Raw genomic sequence first — 18,504 nt, forward strand, 5'->3', positions numbered from 1 at the left:
ATATTGACCTTTAGAAGTAAAAATTAACACGAAAAATAGAAACATCAAGAGATTTTACGGATTCCCGTAAAAAATAATGATCAAAAATTGACTCCCAACTAATTTTGTGTACTACACAAAATTTTACAAATTTTTTTCCAATTTCCCTTTGTAGCTTAGTGTTTGAAATAACTAAGGAAATAGAAAAATAAAAAGACCATAGCTGCTTACTAACAAAACTTCTTTTGTCGCACTAAACAATTTCAATTGCGTTAATAAAAAAATGCAAAACTCAATGTTTTAAGGGTGTTGCAAACATTTATTAATGCATGCTCAAAAAATATTATTGTTTTAATTGTCCGAGTGACAAAAGTTGACAAATGATTTTTAAACTCTGCTTTTTAGCTTAGTGTTTCAAACATAAAATCGTAAAAAAATGAATGTACAAGTAACACACAATACGGCTAAAAATGGAATTGAAATTTTATTCTCTAATCCTGTTGAAACAGAATTAATAGATTTTTTACAAAAGTTAGGTTTTAAGCATCTTTTCAACAACTCATTAAAATGGTATGCAGACTATCATCCTGCGCATGTAAACTTTGCTTACGATTTACAAAAAGCTATAGAAAATAATACCGATTGGAAATCAATTGACATAAATCCATCATTTCAAATATCATTTACCAATATTGAAAATTTAAAGTTTTGTATTGCAGAGATACACATAAAAGTTGATCAAAAAATTATACAGCATGATTATATCATTTTCGAAAACTACAAAAGAGTAGCTAATGTGATTGCTGAACGCTTTGCTTATGGAAACTTCGGAAACATCGTTGAATCTATTACCATTTTACCAAGAAATTATAAACATAGAGCTAAGGTTTTGTTTTATCGAAAGAGAATTATACATTCTATAGAAAATGTGACTCAATTAATCAAATTTGAAAATTTTAATTCGCTTCATGAAAGAGATATAGTAAAGCTTCATAAGCATATCCATTATTTTAATGTCGCAATTGACAAACTAACAATCTTTAAAGAATGTAAAGATGAAATTCCTGAAGAGATAATCAATTTATTGATCGACGAATTAGAAAGAGGTAAAAAAATTATATATGAAAATCAACTTCAAGTATATTTTTCAAAATTAACAAGATTGTATTTCAATTGTTATAAAAAACTAGAGATAGAAACTAGAGATATTATTGAAATCATCTTTCATCCTTTAGAGGAATTTTTAGATACATCAAAAGAATTTAAAACTATCGTAACGACGCTTGATTATTATGATTTTATAATACCTAATGTAATCGTCCCTAGTTTTGGTATTGATATTTTCAATAAAGGTTTTGTAGGACCACAAGACTTATATGTTCTAAAAGATTTTTACCCTAATTTCTTTTTATTTGACTCAAAGAAAATCGATAATATTGAGGCATTAAATGCATTAGAAATATATCAAATTTCTCAGTTTGAAGAACCTAGTCGCCAAATAAAAGTTCCAGATTTTAAGATTGCTAATCAATGGGAGAATTATGGTTTGCTTCTTCTGGAACAGTTAGGATTTCCGACAGATTTGGAATATCCTTACGTCTATTTATACGATGTACATTACCAAATATCAACGCTAAAAGATATACTTCCTGATGAATATTCATTTAATAAATACCATACTGTTATTCAAAATTATAGACCCTTAGGAGATTTACAAAAAGGAATTGAAATTATTAATGATCAGATTGAGTATAGATCTGAAAACTTCTACACTGAAAAGCATAATTTTGAAAATGTTAGTTTTAGTGAGAATAATTATAATGAAATAAAGAATAGTTATACTGCTAAGATTATTAAAAAGCTAAAGAATTCTAAGAGTGTTATTGAGTTATATATTGAAAAAGTATCATCTTAATTATATAATTAAGATGATACTTAAAAAAAGCTAAACAGACTTACTTTACAAATAAAAATAAAGTGTTTTATTTTAAATTATACGGATAGAGAAGTCTAAGGAAATTTCTAAATAATGCTTAAAAAAGATATTCTTTCTGCTTATTTTTTAAAAAACTTCTTGACAGTTCCCTGAACAGCAAGGAAATACATCCCTGAAGACAAGTTACTTATATCTATTGTATTGCTAGAAATGAATTGAGTGTTACTTATTTCCTGTCCCAACATATTGTATATTTTAGTTTTTGTAATATCAAACTGAATTCCTTCAATCGAAATGTGATGAGTCGCAGGATTTGGGTAGATAGAAAAGGCTTTTAGTTCTTCATCTTCCAGCGTAAGTGTTGCAGTGTATTCAATTGCGCCAATATCTGGATTACTATCTCTTGTTGTATTAAAGAAATCAACAGTTGGCGTGTCTTGTAAAGCAGTAGAAGGATTTCTTGCTGGAGAAGTTTCTTGTAAGTTAAAATCGAAATTTGTTGCATCTACAAATAAAGGATCTACCATTTGTGTGTTGACTTGCAACGATGCTACATTTGCATTTTCGTTAATAGTGCCTGTAGTTCCATAAATTATATTATCACGAACAACCAAACCTTCTGCAGCCGTTATAGGCGAAGCAATGGCAGATTTGCTTAAATTAGAATCTATGATACTAATGTTATTCAAAATTTTAACATCAACACCGCCATTGGCACTAATTCCAATATTTCCACCATTATTACTAGAAGTAATACCTTCTGTAATAGATTTTGTGTAAGAATTGTAATAACACGTATTGTTGATAATATCTATTCTGTTTCCATCATTGCTATGAACACCACTAAAACCATTGTAATAACATACGTTGTTTTGCACTAAAATTCTTCCATTTTCCCAATTTACTTTAATAGAACCATCAGTGTTGTATGTCGTTTCATTTCGTTGAAGTGAAATTCCTTTACCTTCATCAATATGTGGTGTAATGACCGTTTTTGTTGGAGCCCAAGAAAATTGTTCATTAAAATTGTGATGTACTTTGTTTCGTAAAATTCGAATTCTGTAATCGTCACCTACTCTGGTACTTGTAGCCTTTGTTACGACCAAGCCGTGCGTACCCGAATACGATCTTCTAGAACAGTAACTAATTTCATTTTCAATAATATCTACATCTTCCGCATCTGCAATTCGTAATCCACCACCAGGCATATAACTAATCGTATTGTTACGAATAATAATATTTTCTACTTTGCTTGCATACAAACCTCTTGTATCAATGTATGAGGGTCTTTTAACATCCATTCCACCAATATCAGTGTAGATTTCTCCGTCAGCCACAGAGTTTGCGACACAATTGCTTACACAATCTTGATCTCTGTATTTGATATCTGATAGTAACGGAGCATTTACATCAGCAGTTGTATCCCCATCAATGTATACAAATTGTAGGGCGTTTGCTGTTGTTAATGGAATGTTGCTATTTCCTTGAATGTTTAAATCTTCAATGATAACATAACTCGAATTGAACATTCTAAATATATTACCTCCATCACCTTTTAGTATGGTATTGCTATCATATCCTTTGATAGTGATGTATTTTGCAGGTTCGCCATTCATTGGTGGCGTTCCGTCTAAATTGTTTATCAATATTGTATTTTCAGCATGCCACAAATGTGGGTCGTTTGGAGCATTATACGCATAACTTTCGTTGTAACTTGTGTTGGAATATTCTCCAATGATAAAAAGTGTATCTCCGCCAGTAAGTAATCCTAAAACAGTACTGTTTATGTTTTTGAAAGCAGTTGCAGGCGTTGATCCATTGTTGGAATCATTGCCATTTTCTTGGTCTACGTAATAATTTGTTTGTGCATAACTATTTATCAAACACAAAAGAGAAAATAAGGTAATTAGGTTTTTTATGCTAATAGTACTCATAATAGTCTTTATTAAGAAAAATATATAAAGGTTGTAATTACAATAAAAATAATGGCTACTCCAAATAGTTTAGCATATTGCCATGGTGTAATGTCTACTTCTTTTGTAAATTTTTGTTCGTAAGCAATTTCACGTGGCGAAAATTTACCAATCAACAACATAATAACAATGTTGATGATGAATAGTATTGCCATAACATGTAAAAAATGTGGATAGTTATTCTTTCCAAAAACGTATGGTTTTAATACGAATTGACTTATAATATACAAAATTGCTCCTAAAATAATAGCAATATTTGCCGCTTTTGCAGGAACGTGCTTTGTAAGATACCCTACAATGATAATCGTTAAAATAGGAATGCTATAACAACCATTAACTTCTTGTAAATATCCAAAAAGACCATTAGGTGCGTATGCAATGAATGGTGCTACAACCATTGCCAATACTGCCAAAAGCACGCCAAATAGTTTACCTGCTTTTACAATTTGTTTTTCATTGGCTTCTTTGTTGATGAATTCTTTATAAATATCAACTCCAAAAAGTGTTACTGAGCTGTTTAATGCACTGTTGAACGAACTCAAAATTGCACCAAATAATACAGCAGCAAAGAAACCAACTAATGATGCTGGCAATACTTTTGTCACCAATTCAGGATACGCTTCGTCAGCATTTGCTAAGTTTCCTTGAAAGATGTGAAATGCAATGATTCCAGGGACAACAACAATTAAAGGGCCTAATATTTTTATAAATGACGCGAAGATTAACCCTTTTTGTCCTTCTTTTAAATTTTTAGCACCTAATGCACGTTGAATGATTGCTTGATTGGTTCCCCAATAAAATAATTGAACCAACATCATTCCTGTAAAGATTGTTGCAAATGGGATGGATGATTCTTGATTTCCGATAGCATTGAATTTTTCAGGATTTTCAGCCAGTAAAGTTGATATTCCCTCAGATAGACTTCCATTTCCAATATAGGTAAGCCCGAAATACGGAATCATTAAACCTCCGATGAGCAATCCAACAGCATTGATAGTATCAGAAACGGCTACCGCTTTTAATCCGCCAAAAATAGCATAGATAGAACCCACAATTCCAATAAAAAAAATAGTACCCCAAAGCGCAGCTGTTTTAGAGATTCCCAATATTTCCGGGACATCAAACATACTGTTAATTGCTAATGCACCAGAATACAATACGATAGGTAATAGTACAACTACATATCCTGTTAAAAATAATCCAGAAGTTAATGCTTTGGTCGTTTTGTTGTAACGACGTTCTAAAAATGTTGGAATCGTTGCAATACCACCTTTTAGATATCTTGGCAGAAGAAATATCGCTGTAAGTACCATGGCAATAGCTGCTAAAGTTTCCCAAGCCATAACCAAAATTCCTTCTTTATATGCTGAACCATTGAGTCCTACAATTTGTTCTGTAGAAAGATTTGTCAATAGTAACGAACCAGCAATCACGATTCCCGTAAGGCTTCTTCCTCCTAAAAAATAACCATCCGAAGAAGTTTCGTCCGTTGAACGCGTTGCATAATACGATATAATTGCTACTAAAGCTGTAAAACCAACAAAAGAAAGTATTTGAAGCATGTACTAAATATTTAAGATTTAAAAAAAGATAGCAGAGATTATTACCAAGGAATCTCTGCTATCAGGGGGCAATTAACTATCAGAAAATCAATCTTTAATGAGCTTTTTAACGGAAACTCCACCGCTATTTGTTGTAATTTTCACCATGTACATTCCTGTACGTAAGCTGGAAGTATTGATGCTTGAGTTATTCGTTGTGTTTATAACTCGCTGTCCTGTGATATTGAAGATTTCAATAGTTTTAATATTATTTTCACTATAGATAAACAATTCGTTTTTTACGGGATTTGGATACATTGTAAAGCTTGGTGCACTTTCAAATGATGCATTGCTTAAAGTTGTGTATGTAAAGCTTGCCGTAACATTATCAAACATTACAACATCACCAGTTAAAGCATTAGATGCCGAACGTACTTTTAGTCGATATTGAATTTGATTAAATGTATTTGTAATTGGTTTGTTAAAGCTCACTTCTTCCCAAGCATCAGCTGCTGTAATAGTATAAGTTCCTGTATTACTTCCTGTGATTTTGACTCCAGCAGCATCAAATAAATCATACGTAATTTGTACTTGTATACCAGCTCTGCTAGCGCGAACCCAAAATGTACTATTGATTTCTTGAGGGTTTACTTCCATACCAAAATCATATATACTATTTTCTAAAAATTGATTAGCAGTTTGGTCAGCAGTAAAAGTCAATACACCAGATTGCGTTCCTTCCTGCGGAGACATTGTTGAAAAAGAAGCCGCTGCCTCTCCACCAGAAGCTGTCCAACTAGAAGACGCTTCAAAATCAGGATTACTTACCCACATATCTTCTACAATCGTGTTTAAAATAATAACTTGATCTATTTTTAACGTTCCACTCATTCCAAACGTATTTCCTTGTTTTACGCGAATTCCCACTCTATCAATCGTTCCCATGTTATCAGGATTTGTTGGAATTGGCAAATCGATGGTAGAAAATCCTGATCCAGAAGTTACTATTGGCATGGTAAAATCAGTACGTTCTCCTTGACCAGCACTTTGATTTCCTGTATCATAATTAATAACTTGCCAAAGATCATTATTGGTTGCATTTTCTACTACAATACGAAGAATGGTATAATTTGCTTCTACAAGGTTTAATCCGTCTGGAGTACGAATTTGTTGAAATCCGCCTGTCCAACCAGTACAATCTAACGATCCGCCAGGTGCTGGAACGTCGAAAGAACCGATTCCTCCTTGCGTAAATCCTTCTACATTACCCGTAGTGTTAAAGTTGTAGACAACGTTTTGCGAAAAGGCAAAAAGTGGTACAAGTATGCATAATAAAAGTGTAATTTTTTTCATAATGAAGTCTATTAATTATTTTTTGATGAGTATTTTTTGGCATTGACTTGAATTGTCAATAAAGGTTGCTTTAAGAATGTATAATCCGTTTGAATAGTTCTTTATGCTAAAAGACGTAGTCCTTGTTGTTATTAGTTTTTCGCCTTCAATAGTATATAATTCTAGGTTTAGAAGTTGTTTAGTTGTTTGTATATGCAAATAATCACGTGCGGGATTTGGGTAAATAATGAGCGTGTTTTGGTTGTCTATGTGTTGAATTGATAATACTTGCGATTCCACTTCTTGTACTTGAAAATCATCAAAGAAGTAATTTCCTGTATCCTTACCAACTAAAACTTGAAATTGTAAAGCAGTCGTATTTGCTGGAACGGTATATGTGTAATTATGAATTCCATACGCCGTTGAAGATAAATCGAAAGTGTTAGATGTTGTTAACTGCGAAGCTCCGTTTACTGTTGCTTTGAGACGTATTTTAAATTGTTGTGTATTGGTACTTGCTTTTGCTTTGCATGAAAAAGTAAATGTTTTTCCTGCTAAAGAAGCATCAGAAACCACTTGGTTTCTCAGAACTGCCTGCCCAAATCCTGAACCTGCATTGGTAACATCCACTTTTAAAGAAGTGCTACTATTATAGCTTTGTGCAGCTTCTGCATTGGTTAGAGAAGCAGTTACAGCAGTTTGTGTCCATATACTCCAATCATTGTTAAATCCGCATTCAACATCAGCATTTGCAATAATTCCCGAAGTCAAACAATCAATTCCCAATACTGCATTTCGTACGTCAGTAACCCAATTCCTGTTGGTTACTTTGTAAATAGTTTTATTAGATTTTTCACCAGCATCCCAAACAGTAAAGGCAAAACCTCTATTAATTGCTGCTTCTGCCACATATTCATGATAAGCTACACGTGACGCATTATCGGGTCCGCCATCTGTTCCATAAGTTTGGTTGAAATAATTGTATCCACCTTCATTATCTGCTCCAAATTCACCCAATAACACAGGAATATTGTTGGTTTGCGACCAAGTCAATACGTTGTCAAAATGTGTGTCGACGGAGTTTTTATCAGCCGTAGTTCCCCAAGAAAAATTGTTGTGTTGTGGTTTGGAAGAACTTGTAAAACTGAATGGTTTGTAGTAATGAAAAGTCGCAATTAAATAATTATCACTATTTAAAAATGTACTAGACATTTGCAAAGGCGCTTCCCATGAGTTCAGTCCACCACCATTTACAATCACATTTCGAGTTGAATTTGTAGTACGAATAATTGAAAGAATGTCTGCATTTACAACATCAACTTCTGTCGCTGACATGCTAAAGTAGGCTTCGTTCATAATTTCAAAAAGGAGGTTTTCAGATTTATTTTGAAATCGTACTGAAATATCACGCCAAATTGCTCGAAAGCGATCTTCAGCAGCCAAACGGTCATTTCCAGTTTTGTAATGCGAACTTGAAGCATCATAACTTTCCCAAAACCAGTGATCGCCATGTACATCAATAATTGCTACCAAGCCTTTACTCAATGCCCAATCAACTACTTCTTCAATTCTGTCCAAATATGAAGTATTTACTGAATAATCCGTATCTGAACCAATATAGTTTCCTGTGATAGCGTCTGTATATGCTACACTTGCTAAAGTAGTCGTTTGCTTGTCGAAACGAATCGGAATACGAACGGTTTTAAAACCTACCGCAGCAGTATCATCAAAGTAACTTTCTTCAACTGCAGGCGCCCAATTCCCTTCATACGGAGCGCTTAATACATTTCCCAAATTGATACCTCTGCCCATGCTAGCCACCATTTGTTGTGGAGTCGCTTGTGCAAAGACACACACAGGAAGTGTCAAACAAAATACAAATATGTAAAAAATGAAACGCATGTTGTGAGTTGTGAATTAGTTTTTATTTTTTTTCTGTTTTCTTGCTTTGCTTCTCGCTTTTCGCTGTTCTTTAGTTAGTACATTTTGCGAAACTTCTTTTCCTGCGGCTTTGTTCAATTCCTTAACTTTTGCTTTCAAAGCATCTTTATCGTTCATCTCTTTACGAGCTACTTTAATCGCTTTTAGTTTTTTGATTTCAATCGCTATTATTTCTTTCTTTTGTGCTTCTGAAAGTGCTAAAGAAGCATCAATACTTGTAATTTGCGTATTAATTTTTTCAATCTTCTTTTCTGCTTTCGCAACCATCTTTTTGTTTTGTCCAACAGCAATCATCGTTAGACTTAAAAAGATAATACATGTACATAGGAATTGTTTCATTGTGTTATATTTAATGTTAATTTACTTGTTATAAAGAGTTTACTTTTAAATTATCAAAACGCCATCTAGTTCTGTAACTACTTGCGTCCATAGTTTGTGAAACTCGGATTGCTATGTAGAAATTCGCCGAAGGATTGATATTGTATTGTTGTTGTTTATACGTATTGTTTCCAAAACCTTCGCCATTCATATTTGCCGCAGTTTCGGTTCCCATCACAGTCCAATCCGCTTCATTAAATGTTCCTGAACCATTATACGTTTGCGACCAGTAATAGGTAACTGTTCCTGAATTTTGGTTAAAAAACGCATAACTGTTGTCTATTATAACTTCCATATTACCAGAAGCATTCATTATTGGAGATACCAATACGTTGTCTAGAAGTTCTGTGGTAGTAGTTCCACTTCCTGCATTGTAAAACATGTTGAGTCCGTTATTAGAAGTACCATTGACGTTGTTTACATCTGAAAAATTTCCGTTAGAGGTGATGAGACTTATAATTTTAGTAGGATCAACCGTTTGACCGTTTAGAATGTTTTCAAAGCCAAGAGTTGCTAAATCGGTTCCAGATTCAAAATCTTCTACATAACTAAACGCCATCGCATCGTTATCCGTAATGGTAAGTGTTTGTTGTTGTAAATTTACACCTGCGTCCAATCCTCCAGAAACATTTGTAATTGTCAACGTGAGTGTTTCGTCCATTTCAACCACAGCATCATCTGTAATCGTAATCGCAACACTTCCTGCACTACTTCCAGAAGGAATTGTAAAACTATACGGATTTGCGTTGCTTCCGCCAAAATTAAAATCGTTTGCATCTGTTGTTCCAGAAGTCGTCAATTCAACCGCTGCGTCTGAGGTTGTTGTATTGCTCAATTCAAAGTTCAGCGTAATTGTGCCTGTATCTTCATTGTACGTAAGCGTATTTGCTGCATCAAAATCAATTAGGGGATTTGGTGGGGAATCGTCATTTTCTATGCTAACAGTGAGTTGAGGAATGTTTCCGATAGTAAGTCCTCCAGTAGTTTCTGTAATGGTAAAAACGACCGATTTGTCTGCTTCAAAAACAGTATTGTCTATCGCTGTAATTTCAAAACTTACATTGGTTGCATTGCTTGAAACTGGAAGTGTAAATGTAGTTGTTGTTTGTCCTGTTATGGTATAATCTGTTCCTAAAACGGCATCACCTGTGGCTTCAATCGTAATTGTACCTCCTTCAGTAGTTTCTTGGTCAAAAGGAATAAAAATTGTTGTTGCCGATGCTACATTTTCTTGAATTGTCAAAGCTGCATTTTCAAAAGCAATTACCGCAACTAATGGATCATCGTCTTCTAAAATCGTAAAAGAAAGTGTTGTATTTTCACCAAGAATCAACGCGCCAGTTGCATCTGTTAATGTGATGGTAAGTTCTTTATTTGCTTCTATTGCATCATTATCAATGGGTTGAATAGAAAAACTTGTAATCAATCCGCCTTCTCCAATCGTTAAAGTAAAATTGTCACTTCCTGAACTTGTTTCATAATCAGTTCCGTAGGTTGCTCCAGAAATTGCTACTGAGATTGTTCCGCCTGCGTGATTAAAATTATCGACTCCGATATTAATCGCCAATGCGCTGGTTGCATTTTCTACTTCTTGAAGTTGTTCAAGTGAAAAATTCACCGTTCCAGTTCCAGAAAAATTTTCTTCATCATCATTACAAGAAAAAATGATGAGTAAAAAAACGAATGAGATGTATAGTTTGATTGGTTTCATAATTCGTTATAAATTGATGGTGTAAAATTGATTAAAAAAATGATTTTATAGGTTCGATTATTGTCAAATAGCGTTTGTTTAGCGTGCAGAACTACCCTAAAATTAAGCATTTGACGATTTTTGGGTGTGTTTTTTGTAGAATTCTCAAAAGTGTCGAAAACGATGTAATTTTCAAAAGCTTCTTTACGGAATGTACACAAGTAAACTCAAATTAATGATTTGATCTTGATGTTTTGCTGAATCAAAATGTAAAATATTCGATATAAATTTTATACTTATAATAAAATTTGCAACAATCATTTTTGAATGATTTGCTTCACGTATTTGTCTATTCTTTTTGAATTGTGAATGTATCAAAAGTAGTTCCTGTCAAAGAGTTTATTCCTTGAAATGTAAGTGTTTTATTTGCAATTTTAAAAAGACCAAAACTTGGTACATGTTCAAAATGTGCCACAATAGTACCATCATTACAGTTGGAATCGTTTTCAGGATTGGGTTTCCACTTTTTATTCAATTTTCCACCAGCTCCTAAAGTGATGGAAATGAATTTATCCCTTAAATCAGCAGATGTATATGTATTTTGATTTTTTCTTGAAGCATCAACAGTACCATTTGCATCATACGGTTTCAATCGTTCAAATGTGTGTGCGTGTCCGTTCAACACTAAATCCACGTCATTTTTAGCAAAAATTTCATACAAAGCAATCACATGTTCATAGTCTTTTTTATACGTACATGTTTTTCCGTTGTGATGCAAATACACAATAATCCAATCGTACTTTCCTTTGGCTTTTTGAAGTTCATTTTTTAGCCAAGTGGTTTGTTTTTCAATTTCGTAAAAAGTTCCATCTCGGGAATCCAATCCAATAAAAAAAGCATTCGCATACGCAAAACTGTAATAATGCTCGTTCCCTGGAAGCGACCATTCTTTTTCAAAATTCAGATCGGGCGCAGTCAACCAATCATGATTTCCCGCTACAGGATAAAATGGAGTATTTTTAAAAACCTCTTGAAATGGTTCAAACAAGTGCATATCGTAGTTTTTACTTTCTCCTTTTGGATATACAATATCACCCAAACCAAGTCCAAAATCGGGTTTTTCAGTCAAATTATGAATTGTATTCGCCGAAGCTTTGGCAAAACTTTGGTTTTGTTTTGCACCAATATCACCCAAAGCATAAAAAGAAAAAGCTGCATTTTTTGTGTTTGTCGCAGTGATAAAATAATATCCAACTCCTTGTGTTAGCGGATGCCCATTCGTATAAATTTGATACTGATATTTTGTATTTGGCTCCAAATTATTAATCACCACTTCATTGAAACTATTTCCTTCGTGTTGTACTAAAGTTCCTTGGACGATTCTACCTTTTCTATCTCTTGCTCTTGAAAAACGAACATGACAGTTTTTAGCATTGACATCTGTTTTCCAAGTAATTGTCACTGTGTTTGAACGCACAATTTGCAAATAAGGTTGTCGTATTAATGTTGCTTTGACTTCAGTTGACTTTTCAACAACACTGCTATTTTTTTCAGCCGATTTACAGGAAATGAACAGTAAGATTGCTAAACAAGAATAAAGCATCATAATTAGTATAGAAAACAAGAATACGTTGTATTTTTTCATGGCACTTTAGTTTTTGTAATTTCACTTTCTTTAAAACCGATTCGTTGCGCCATCGCATATACAAATTGACCTGGCTGTACGCGAATTGGTTCACTATAAACTTTCCATCCACTATTCAAATTTGGATTCGCAATAGCTGTTTCCGATACTATATATCCTATAGAAACACCTTTGGTTTTGCTCGCTAACGCGACTTTTCTTCCCGTTTCAGGTTCAAAAGTAAACGTGACTTTTTCCGTGATAGGTTGTTGAAAATTTGGCCACATTTGTTGAATCAAAGACGATTCTGGCGTCAGACCGAAATCTTCCCGATTCAATTGATGATTGATGAGTTTTACGCGCATTTCTGCCAATATCTTTTGGTATTCAGGATCGTTTGCCAAATTATTGATATTATGCAGATCTTTTTTACAGTCGTACAATTCTTCTTTTGTTTTGGTTTGAAACCACAATCGCTCTGTTTCCGTGAGTTCGTAGTTGTCTCTCATTTCTAAAAATGGCAACATCATCGGAATGTTTTTTCGATAGGAAACATCTTTGTATTTTGGTAAGTTAGGAAAGTCATTTTTGATGTATAAATACCGTTTGGTACGCAATGCACGCATACGATCGGTAAATTCGTCAAAACGATCGGAAGTTCCAATGATGTATTCCCGTGGTTCAGTTTCAAATTCACCTAAAAATGCTTTCCCTTCCATATAGTTTCGCGGTTCAATACCTGCTAAACTTAACATGGTTGGCGCCAAATCGACAAAAGAAATCATGCGATCGGTACGCCCTTTTTTACCATCAATTCCTTTGATGATGAACGGAACTTTTAATCCTGAGTCATAGATTTCTCGTTTTTGTCGCGGTAATGGTCCGCCGTGATCGCTGTAAAAAAAGATGATCGTATTGTCGTATAAACCATCATTTTTCAATTGTTGAATAATCTCGCCTACTTTTGAGTCCATCAATTCTACGTTGCTGTAATGACGCGCAATGGTTTGTCTTGTTGCTTCCGTATCTGGCAAATATGGCGGAACTTTGACACGTTTTGGATCAACCGTTAATGGTAATTTTTCTTTTTTCCAAAGTTGACTTTCATGCGTGATTCCAATATTAAATACTGAGAAAAATGGAGTATTTTCAGGTCTATTGCGCCAATGTGCTTTGTTGTTATTTTCATCCCAAGCTGTAACAGGCGGTGCAAATTGATAGTCTGTTTTTTGATTGTTGGTACAATAATAACCATTGATGCGTAAGTATTCCGTATAACATTTTACAGGCGCAGGAATAACTGCCGAATACTCAATAATGGGATTGTTTTGTAGGTCTTTTTTGGTTGCTTCTTTGTTGTAAGAGCGTTTTCCCCAAGAGTGAATGTCTTTTCCTGTACGCATGTGCATCGTACCAATACTTGTAGGATACATTCCTGTAATAATAGAAGAACGACTTGGTCCGCAAACGCCAACTACGGCAAACGCATTGTCGTAAATCATACTTTCCTTTGCCACTGCATCTAAGTTTGGTGTTTTTGCAGTAGAATCGCCGTAAAATGAAAGTGTTGGACTGATGTCTTCTGTGACAATCCATAGTATATTTGGCTGTGATTTTTCAGTAGTAGATGCAGGTTCTTCGCTAACTTTTGTTCCGCAAGAAACACAGAGAATGATAATTATAAAGCCAAGTTTTAGTTTCATTTTATTGCTGTTTCATAGTACTTCTCGATACAAAATTCTTTCATTTCGACTCCACTCAATGTACAGAATTTCAATCCTTTAGACTTGTATATTTATATTTAAGTTTAAAATAAGAAGTTCGTCAAGCTGAACTTGATTCAGCTTCTTATACGTAACTTACTTTTAAATTTAAAATTTATCATATTACATTTAGCCTTTCATAGTACTTCTCGATACTAAATTCTTTCAGAATTTCACTCGAAGTGACGTTTTGTTTTTTTTCAATCTGTACATTCAAAACTCAAACCGTCAGTTCGAGTATTTTCCGAAGGAAAATGTATCGAGAACAGCTTTGAAATTCATTTTTTACTACATAATCCTAGATTTTTGCCTTCACAGATATGACATCAGAAATTCTCAATACTCAATACTCAATACTAAAATCCAATCTACAATTCAATTTTAATAATTCGCTCACCTCTAGGTTTTAAAACAAACGTTCCTTTTTTTACTTTTCCATCTTCCACAAATGAATATTCATATTCTCCATAAAAACCGCGTCCCGTAATGAGTCCCGCATTGGAAGTGGTTCCGTTCAGTGTTGTTTTCCAAGCGTTGTGCACTAATGAGAAAAAGGCTTTTCCCATGATTCCTATTTCGTTTTCTTCTGTAAAAATATCACACTTGTTGCGTCCGTCTTCCGTATTCCCCCAAAATAGAAATTCTACTACATTTGGGTGACTGAACGCCGCAATCATAAAATCGCGCGTGTATTGTTCTCGGATTACTGCATCTTGAATGTCCATCGTGAATTCAGAAATACTGATTTGTTTCCCTAAGGTAGCGTAGTAAGATAGAATTTCCAACACGCGTTCTGGCGGTGTGAGATCGCTTCCAATGTGTGACTGAATTCCGATTCCTTGCAACAAACCGTTGGTATTTTTGTCAATTCGCTTGATGAAATCGTAATACCATTGTTGTTTTTGTGTGTCTGTTCCGCCTTTACTAATGATTCCGTATTCGTTGGTAAAACGTCGCGCTTTTGGTTGTTTTTCGGCAGCTATTTTGAAAGCATCGTACAGAATAGTTTCGCTTCCTGTAATTTTTTGTACGTCTTGATTTGTGTATGCTTCATTGACAACGTCCCAATGCGTAATTTTACCTTTTGTTGCTTCCAAAACACTATTTACATGGTTTTCAATGATTTGCGTCACTTTCTCAGGATTGTCTTTATGAGTTTGGATCGATTTTGGTAAATATCGAAATCCTGGCCAAACCAAAACATGACCTTTTACTGGAAAACCATCTTTTTCTAAAATTTCCAAAGCCTCCAATGTTGTTTCACGCTTGTCTTCTCGTTGCCAATGTTTGATTTTTAAATCGTTTCCTAATACCAAACTATTGAATGCTTTTTTGAAGTTTTTATAGTCATTAGTATTCTCTACAATGTCTTTAGCCGCCATGCGCGCACCAAATGGAAACAGGTGCTTTTTTAATTCTATTTGAATGGTTTTGTTGGTGACAGGCTTGCCATTTTTGGTGAACTCAACCGTAAAATTTCCTTTTCGAATGGCTTCAATACGCTGATTTGCCAATGTTCGCCATTCGGCATTTGCTTCCATTCCCGCATATTTTATTTTTGTTTTGGGAAGCTTTGCGAGTTTTGTTCCTTTCGGGAAGACTTCAAATTTGATATTTTTAATTAGAAATGATTGTGGACGAAATCCGTATTGCATCACAATTGCTAAATCTTTTTTGTCGATCGATTGATTGGCTTGAAACGGAATGTAATACGTTTGCCATTCGGAAGAAATACTTTGCGTAGAAGAAATGTTCCCTTTGTACGATTTTAATTGTTTGAACAACCATAAGAGTTTGGCTTCTCCAGTTTCTAAGCTTGCGGATACTGTTTTCGCTTGATACGACAGTAAAAAAACAGTTTCTTTTGGATAACTTTTCTTTTCAATTGGAATGCTCGTAGCACAATTGTAAATGAATTTTGGCTCTTTGATAGTTTCTATTAAAAACTCCACTGTTTTATTTTTTTTTGAAGCTGTAATCTTTGAAAAATCACCTTTTGTTCGTAAATATGGCAATTTGTCTTTGTTTACTAAATCTGTGCCCTTTGGTCGATTTTGTGTTGCTACTATCGAAGGTTTTCCTTGTAAATATCCTAAAGATGCTAGAAAAACATCTGTTTCATAAAGCGTTTTTATAAAATATTTTCCACGATTGAAAAACGAATGTTCTTGTCCTTCATATAAAAATAAATCGCATCGACTTCCTACTTCGTTCATACGTTTTTCATAAGCTTTTGAGGATGCTACAGGCGTTGTCTTGTCTTTCGTTCCAAAAAATACAATCGTTGGTGGCGCACCTTTGGTGATGTTATGCAATGGAGAAATTTCTAAATGTCTTCCGTTCATTCTACGATATCCAAATCCGTTTTTACTGTTGTCGTATACAGGATTGAATAATACCAATGCATTCGGTTTGGAACTGATACTCAAATCTTCATTGTCGCCTTCCAAACCTTCTATGTTTCCACACGCTGCGGCTAAATGTCCGCCTGCAGAGCCACCGCCAGCAGCGATCTTATTCGGATTGATGTGTAATGATTTTGCATTTTTTCTAACGAATCGTATGGCAGATTTTGCATCTTCTACCGCTTCAAAAGGTGTCGTATTGTGTTTGTTTTTGATTCTATAATCTGCCGAAATTGCAATCATTCCGCGTGATGCCAAGTATTGTGCTTGTCTTCTGAATGCTTTGTGATTTCCGCTATTCCATCCGCCACCGTGAAAAAAAACAATGCAATTGTAAGTTTTGTTCGCGTCAAAATCCAACGGTTTGTATACGTGAAGTTTTAAATTGATCGAATCAATCTTTTTGTACGTAATCGTTTCCGCTTTGATTTGTTTGTAATTTTGAGCAATTCCCAAACTTGTTATTAGGAAAACAAAAATGCAACCGAGGTTTTGTATGTTTTTTGAGATTGATTTCATATTAAAATGTGGCTTTCCATTGATTTAATTCATCCAAAAGCATTTTTGTAAACGCTGGCTTCTGAGTTGCTATGTTATTCCTTTCATACGGATCTTTTTCGATGTCGTACAATTCGATTCTATTTTCTTTAAACCAATGAATGAGTTTGTAATTTCCTTTGCGAATGGCAGACGATTTCGTGTCTCCTGTATTGACAGGTCGTGCTTTTTCAGAATGCCAAAAAACCGTTCGATTACTCCAAGATTCTTTATTTTCTAATATCGGAAGTATGCTTTTGCCTGCTGTGTTTATGCTTTGATTTGCTGTAATGTCTAGTAAGGTTGGAAAAATATCCATCAACATAATCAATGATTTTTTTTCAGTTATTGGTTTTAGTTTTCCTTTCCATTTGATGAATAACGGAATTTTAATACCACCTTCATACAACCAACCTTTTCCTGCACGAAGCGGATAGTTGGACGTTGCCAATTGACGTTTTTTTGTGCCATCATTGGACAATCCGCCGTGATCGGAAGAAAAGATAACAATTGTATTGTCGTCAATGTTTAAGTCTTTCAACACTTTTAGCAATTTACCAATATTTTCATCCATATTTTCTACCATTGCGGCATACGTTGGGTGATCTTGACGCATTTTGGTACGTCCAGTTCCTTCCGAAATGTATTCAGGCTGATTGCCAAAATTAAATGCTTTGATTTCTTTACGATTTCGTTGAATGTCTGCTTTTTTCGCTTCCAACGGTTGGTGAACTGCGTACAGAGAAAACATGGCTAAAAACGGTTTGGATTTGTCTGCTTTTTGAATGTAATCAATTATTTGATTCGTCATGACATCTGTGAGATAATCGCCTTTTTTACCAACCTCATCAACATCAGTAATTGGCTTTTTCTTCGTTTTTCCTTTTCCTTTTTTTTCGTTGAACGGATATAAAAAACTGATGGGCGAACCTGCATGACCTGCCGCGAAACTGTAATCGAATCCAAATTGTTGTAAACTGTTTTTGTTGCCCAAATGCCATTTGCCAAAATATGCTGTTTGGTAGCCTGAATTTTTAATGTTTTTGATAAAATTTTGATCGTCACGAACGGAATTCATTTTAAAACCATCATCAGGAACACTTCCGTTTTGAATGGGATAATTTCCTGTCATCATTGCAAAACGCGACGGCACACAACGCGGATAGTTCGCGTACGCATTGGTAAATACGACCGATTCTTTTCCGAGCGCATCAATGTTTGGCGTTTGGTAGATTTGTGAACCGTTCATACTTAAATCGTGATATCCTAAATCGTCAACATGAATGATGAGAATGTTTGGTTTTTCTACGGAAGTGCTACTTTTTGCATCAATCGCTTTGGTTTTACAGTTGCATAAAACCATCAATATTAGCAAGTATCCGATATGTAATTGAAGCCTTTTCAT

Annotated in this window: 11 protein-coding genes; 1 reads left to right on the forward strand and 10 read right to left on the reverse strand. The window is 34.4% G+C overall.

Going from position 1 to position 18,504, the window contains the following annotated elements; genetic code table 11:
* Positions 1–415 precede the first annotated feature (415 nt).
* Complete coding sequence (locus Q0845_RS07030; RefSeq protein ID WP_298511136.1) at positions 416–1,894, forward strand: hypothetical protein; 1,479 nt, start codon at positions 416–418, stop codon at positions 1,892–1,894.
* 140 nt (positions 1,895–2,034) lie between these two features.
* On the opposite strand, the gene Q0845_RS07035 is transcribed toward Q0845_RS07030, so the two are convergent.
* The 10 genes from Q0845_RS07035 to Q0845_RS07080 all read right to left on the reverse strand — a co-directional run bounded on the left by Q0845_RS07035 (position 2,035) and on the right by Q0845_RS07080 (position 18,504).
* The gene (locus Q0845_RS07035) at positions 2,035–3,849 is read right to left on the reverse strand and encodes a T9SS type A sorting domain-containing protein (protein ID WP_298511138.1); all 1,815 of its coding nucleotides are present in this window, start codon (positions 3,847–3,849) and stop codon (positions 2,035–2,037) included.
* A gap of 11 nt (positions 3,850–3,860) precedes the next feature.
* Positions 3,861–5,450, reverse strand: coding sequence for a solute:sodium symporter family transporter (locus tag Q0845_RS07040; protein WP_298511140.1), 1,590 nt, complete (start codon positions 5,448–5,450; stop codon positions 3,861–3,863).
* 87 nt (positions 5,451–5,537) lie between these two features.
* Positions 5,538–6,782: a T9SS type A sorting domain-containing protein gene (locus Q0845_RS07045; protein WP_298511142.1), complete on the reverse strand. Its 1,245-nt coding sequence runs from the start codon at positions 6,780–6,782 to the stop codon at positions 5,538–5,540.
* A gap of 15 nt (positions 6,783–6,797) precedes the next feature.
* The gene (locus tag Q0845_RS07050; RefSeq protein ID WP_298511144.1) at positions 6,798–8,663 is read right to left on the reverse strand and encodes a cellulase family glycosylhydrolase; all 1,866 of its coding nucleotides are present in this window, start codon (positions 8,661–8,663) and stop codon (positions 6,798–6,800) included.
* 15 nt (positions 8,664–8,678) lie between these two features.
* A complete protein-coding gene (locus Q0845_RS07055) occupies positions 8,679–9,041 on the reverse strand; it encodes a hypothetical protein (RefSeq protein ID WP_298511146.1) in 363 nt (120 codons plus the stop codon).
* 28 nt (positions 9,042–9,069) lie between these two features.
* Positions 9,070–10,791 carry a Calx-beta domain-containing protein gene (locus Q0845_RS07060; RefSeq protein ID WP_298511148.1) on the reverse strand — a complete coding sequence of 574 codons (1,722 nt, stop codon included), beginning with the start codon at positions 10,789–10,791 and terminating at the stop codon, positions 9,070–9,072.
* A 328-nt stretch (positions 10,792–11,119) separates the two neighbouring features.
* The gene (locus Q0845_RS07065) at positions 11,120–12,415 is read right to left on the reverse strand and encodes a metallophosphoesterase family protein (protein ID WP_298511150.1); all 1,296 of its coding nucleotides are present in this window, start codon (positions 12,413–12,415) and stop codon (positions 11,120–11,122) included.
* Entirely contained in the window at positions 12,412–14,097 is a 1,686-nt protein-coding gene (locus tag Q0845_RS07070; RefSeq protein ID WP_298511152.1) for a sulfatase, read from the reverse strand. Before Q0845_RS07070 ends, Q0845_RS07065 begins: the two co-directional genes overlap by 4 nt.
* 428 nt (positions 14,098–14,525) lie before the next feature.
* A complete protein-coding gene (locus Q0845_RS07075) occupies positions 14,526–17,081 on the reverse strand; it encodes an endo-1,4-beta-xylanase (RefSeq protein ID WP_298511154.1) in 2,556 nt (851 codons plus the stop codon).
* A 1-nt stretch (position 17,082) separates the two neighbouring features.
* The gene (locus Q0845_RS07080) at positions 17,083–18,504 is read right to left on the reverse strand and encodes a sulfatase (RefSeq protein ID WP_298511156.1); all 1,422 of its coding nucleotides are present in this window, start codon (positions 18,502–18,504) and stop codon (positions 17,083–17,085) included.

Source organism: uncultured Kordia sp. (assembly GCF_947489565.1).
Lineage (GTDB): Bacteria > Bacteroidota > Bacteroidia > Flavobacteriales > Flavobacteriaceae > Kordia.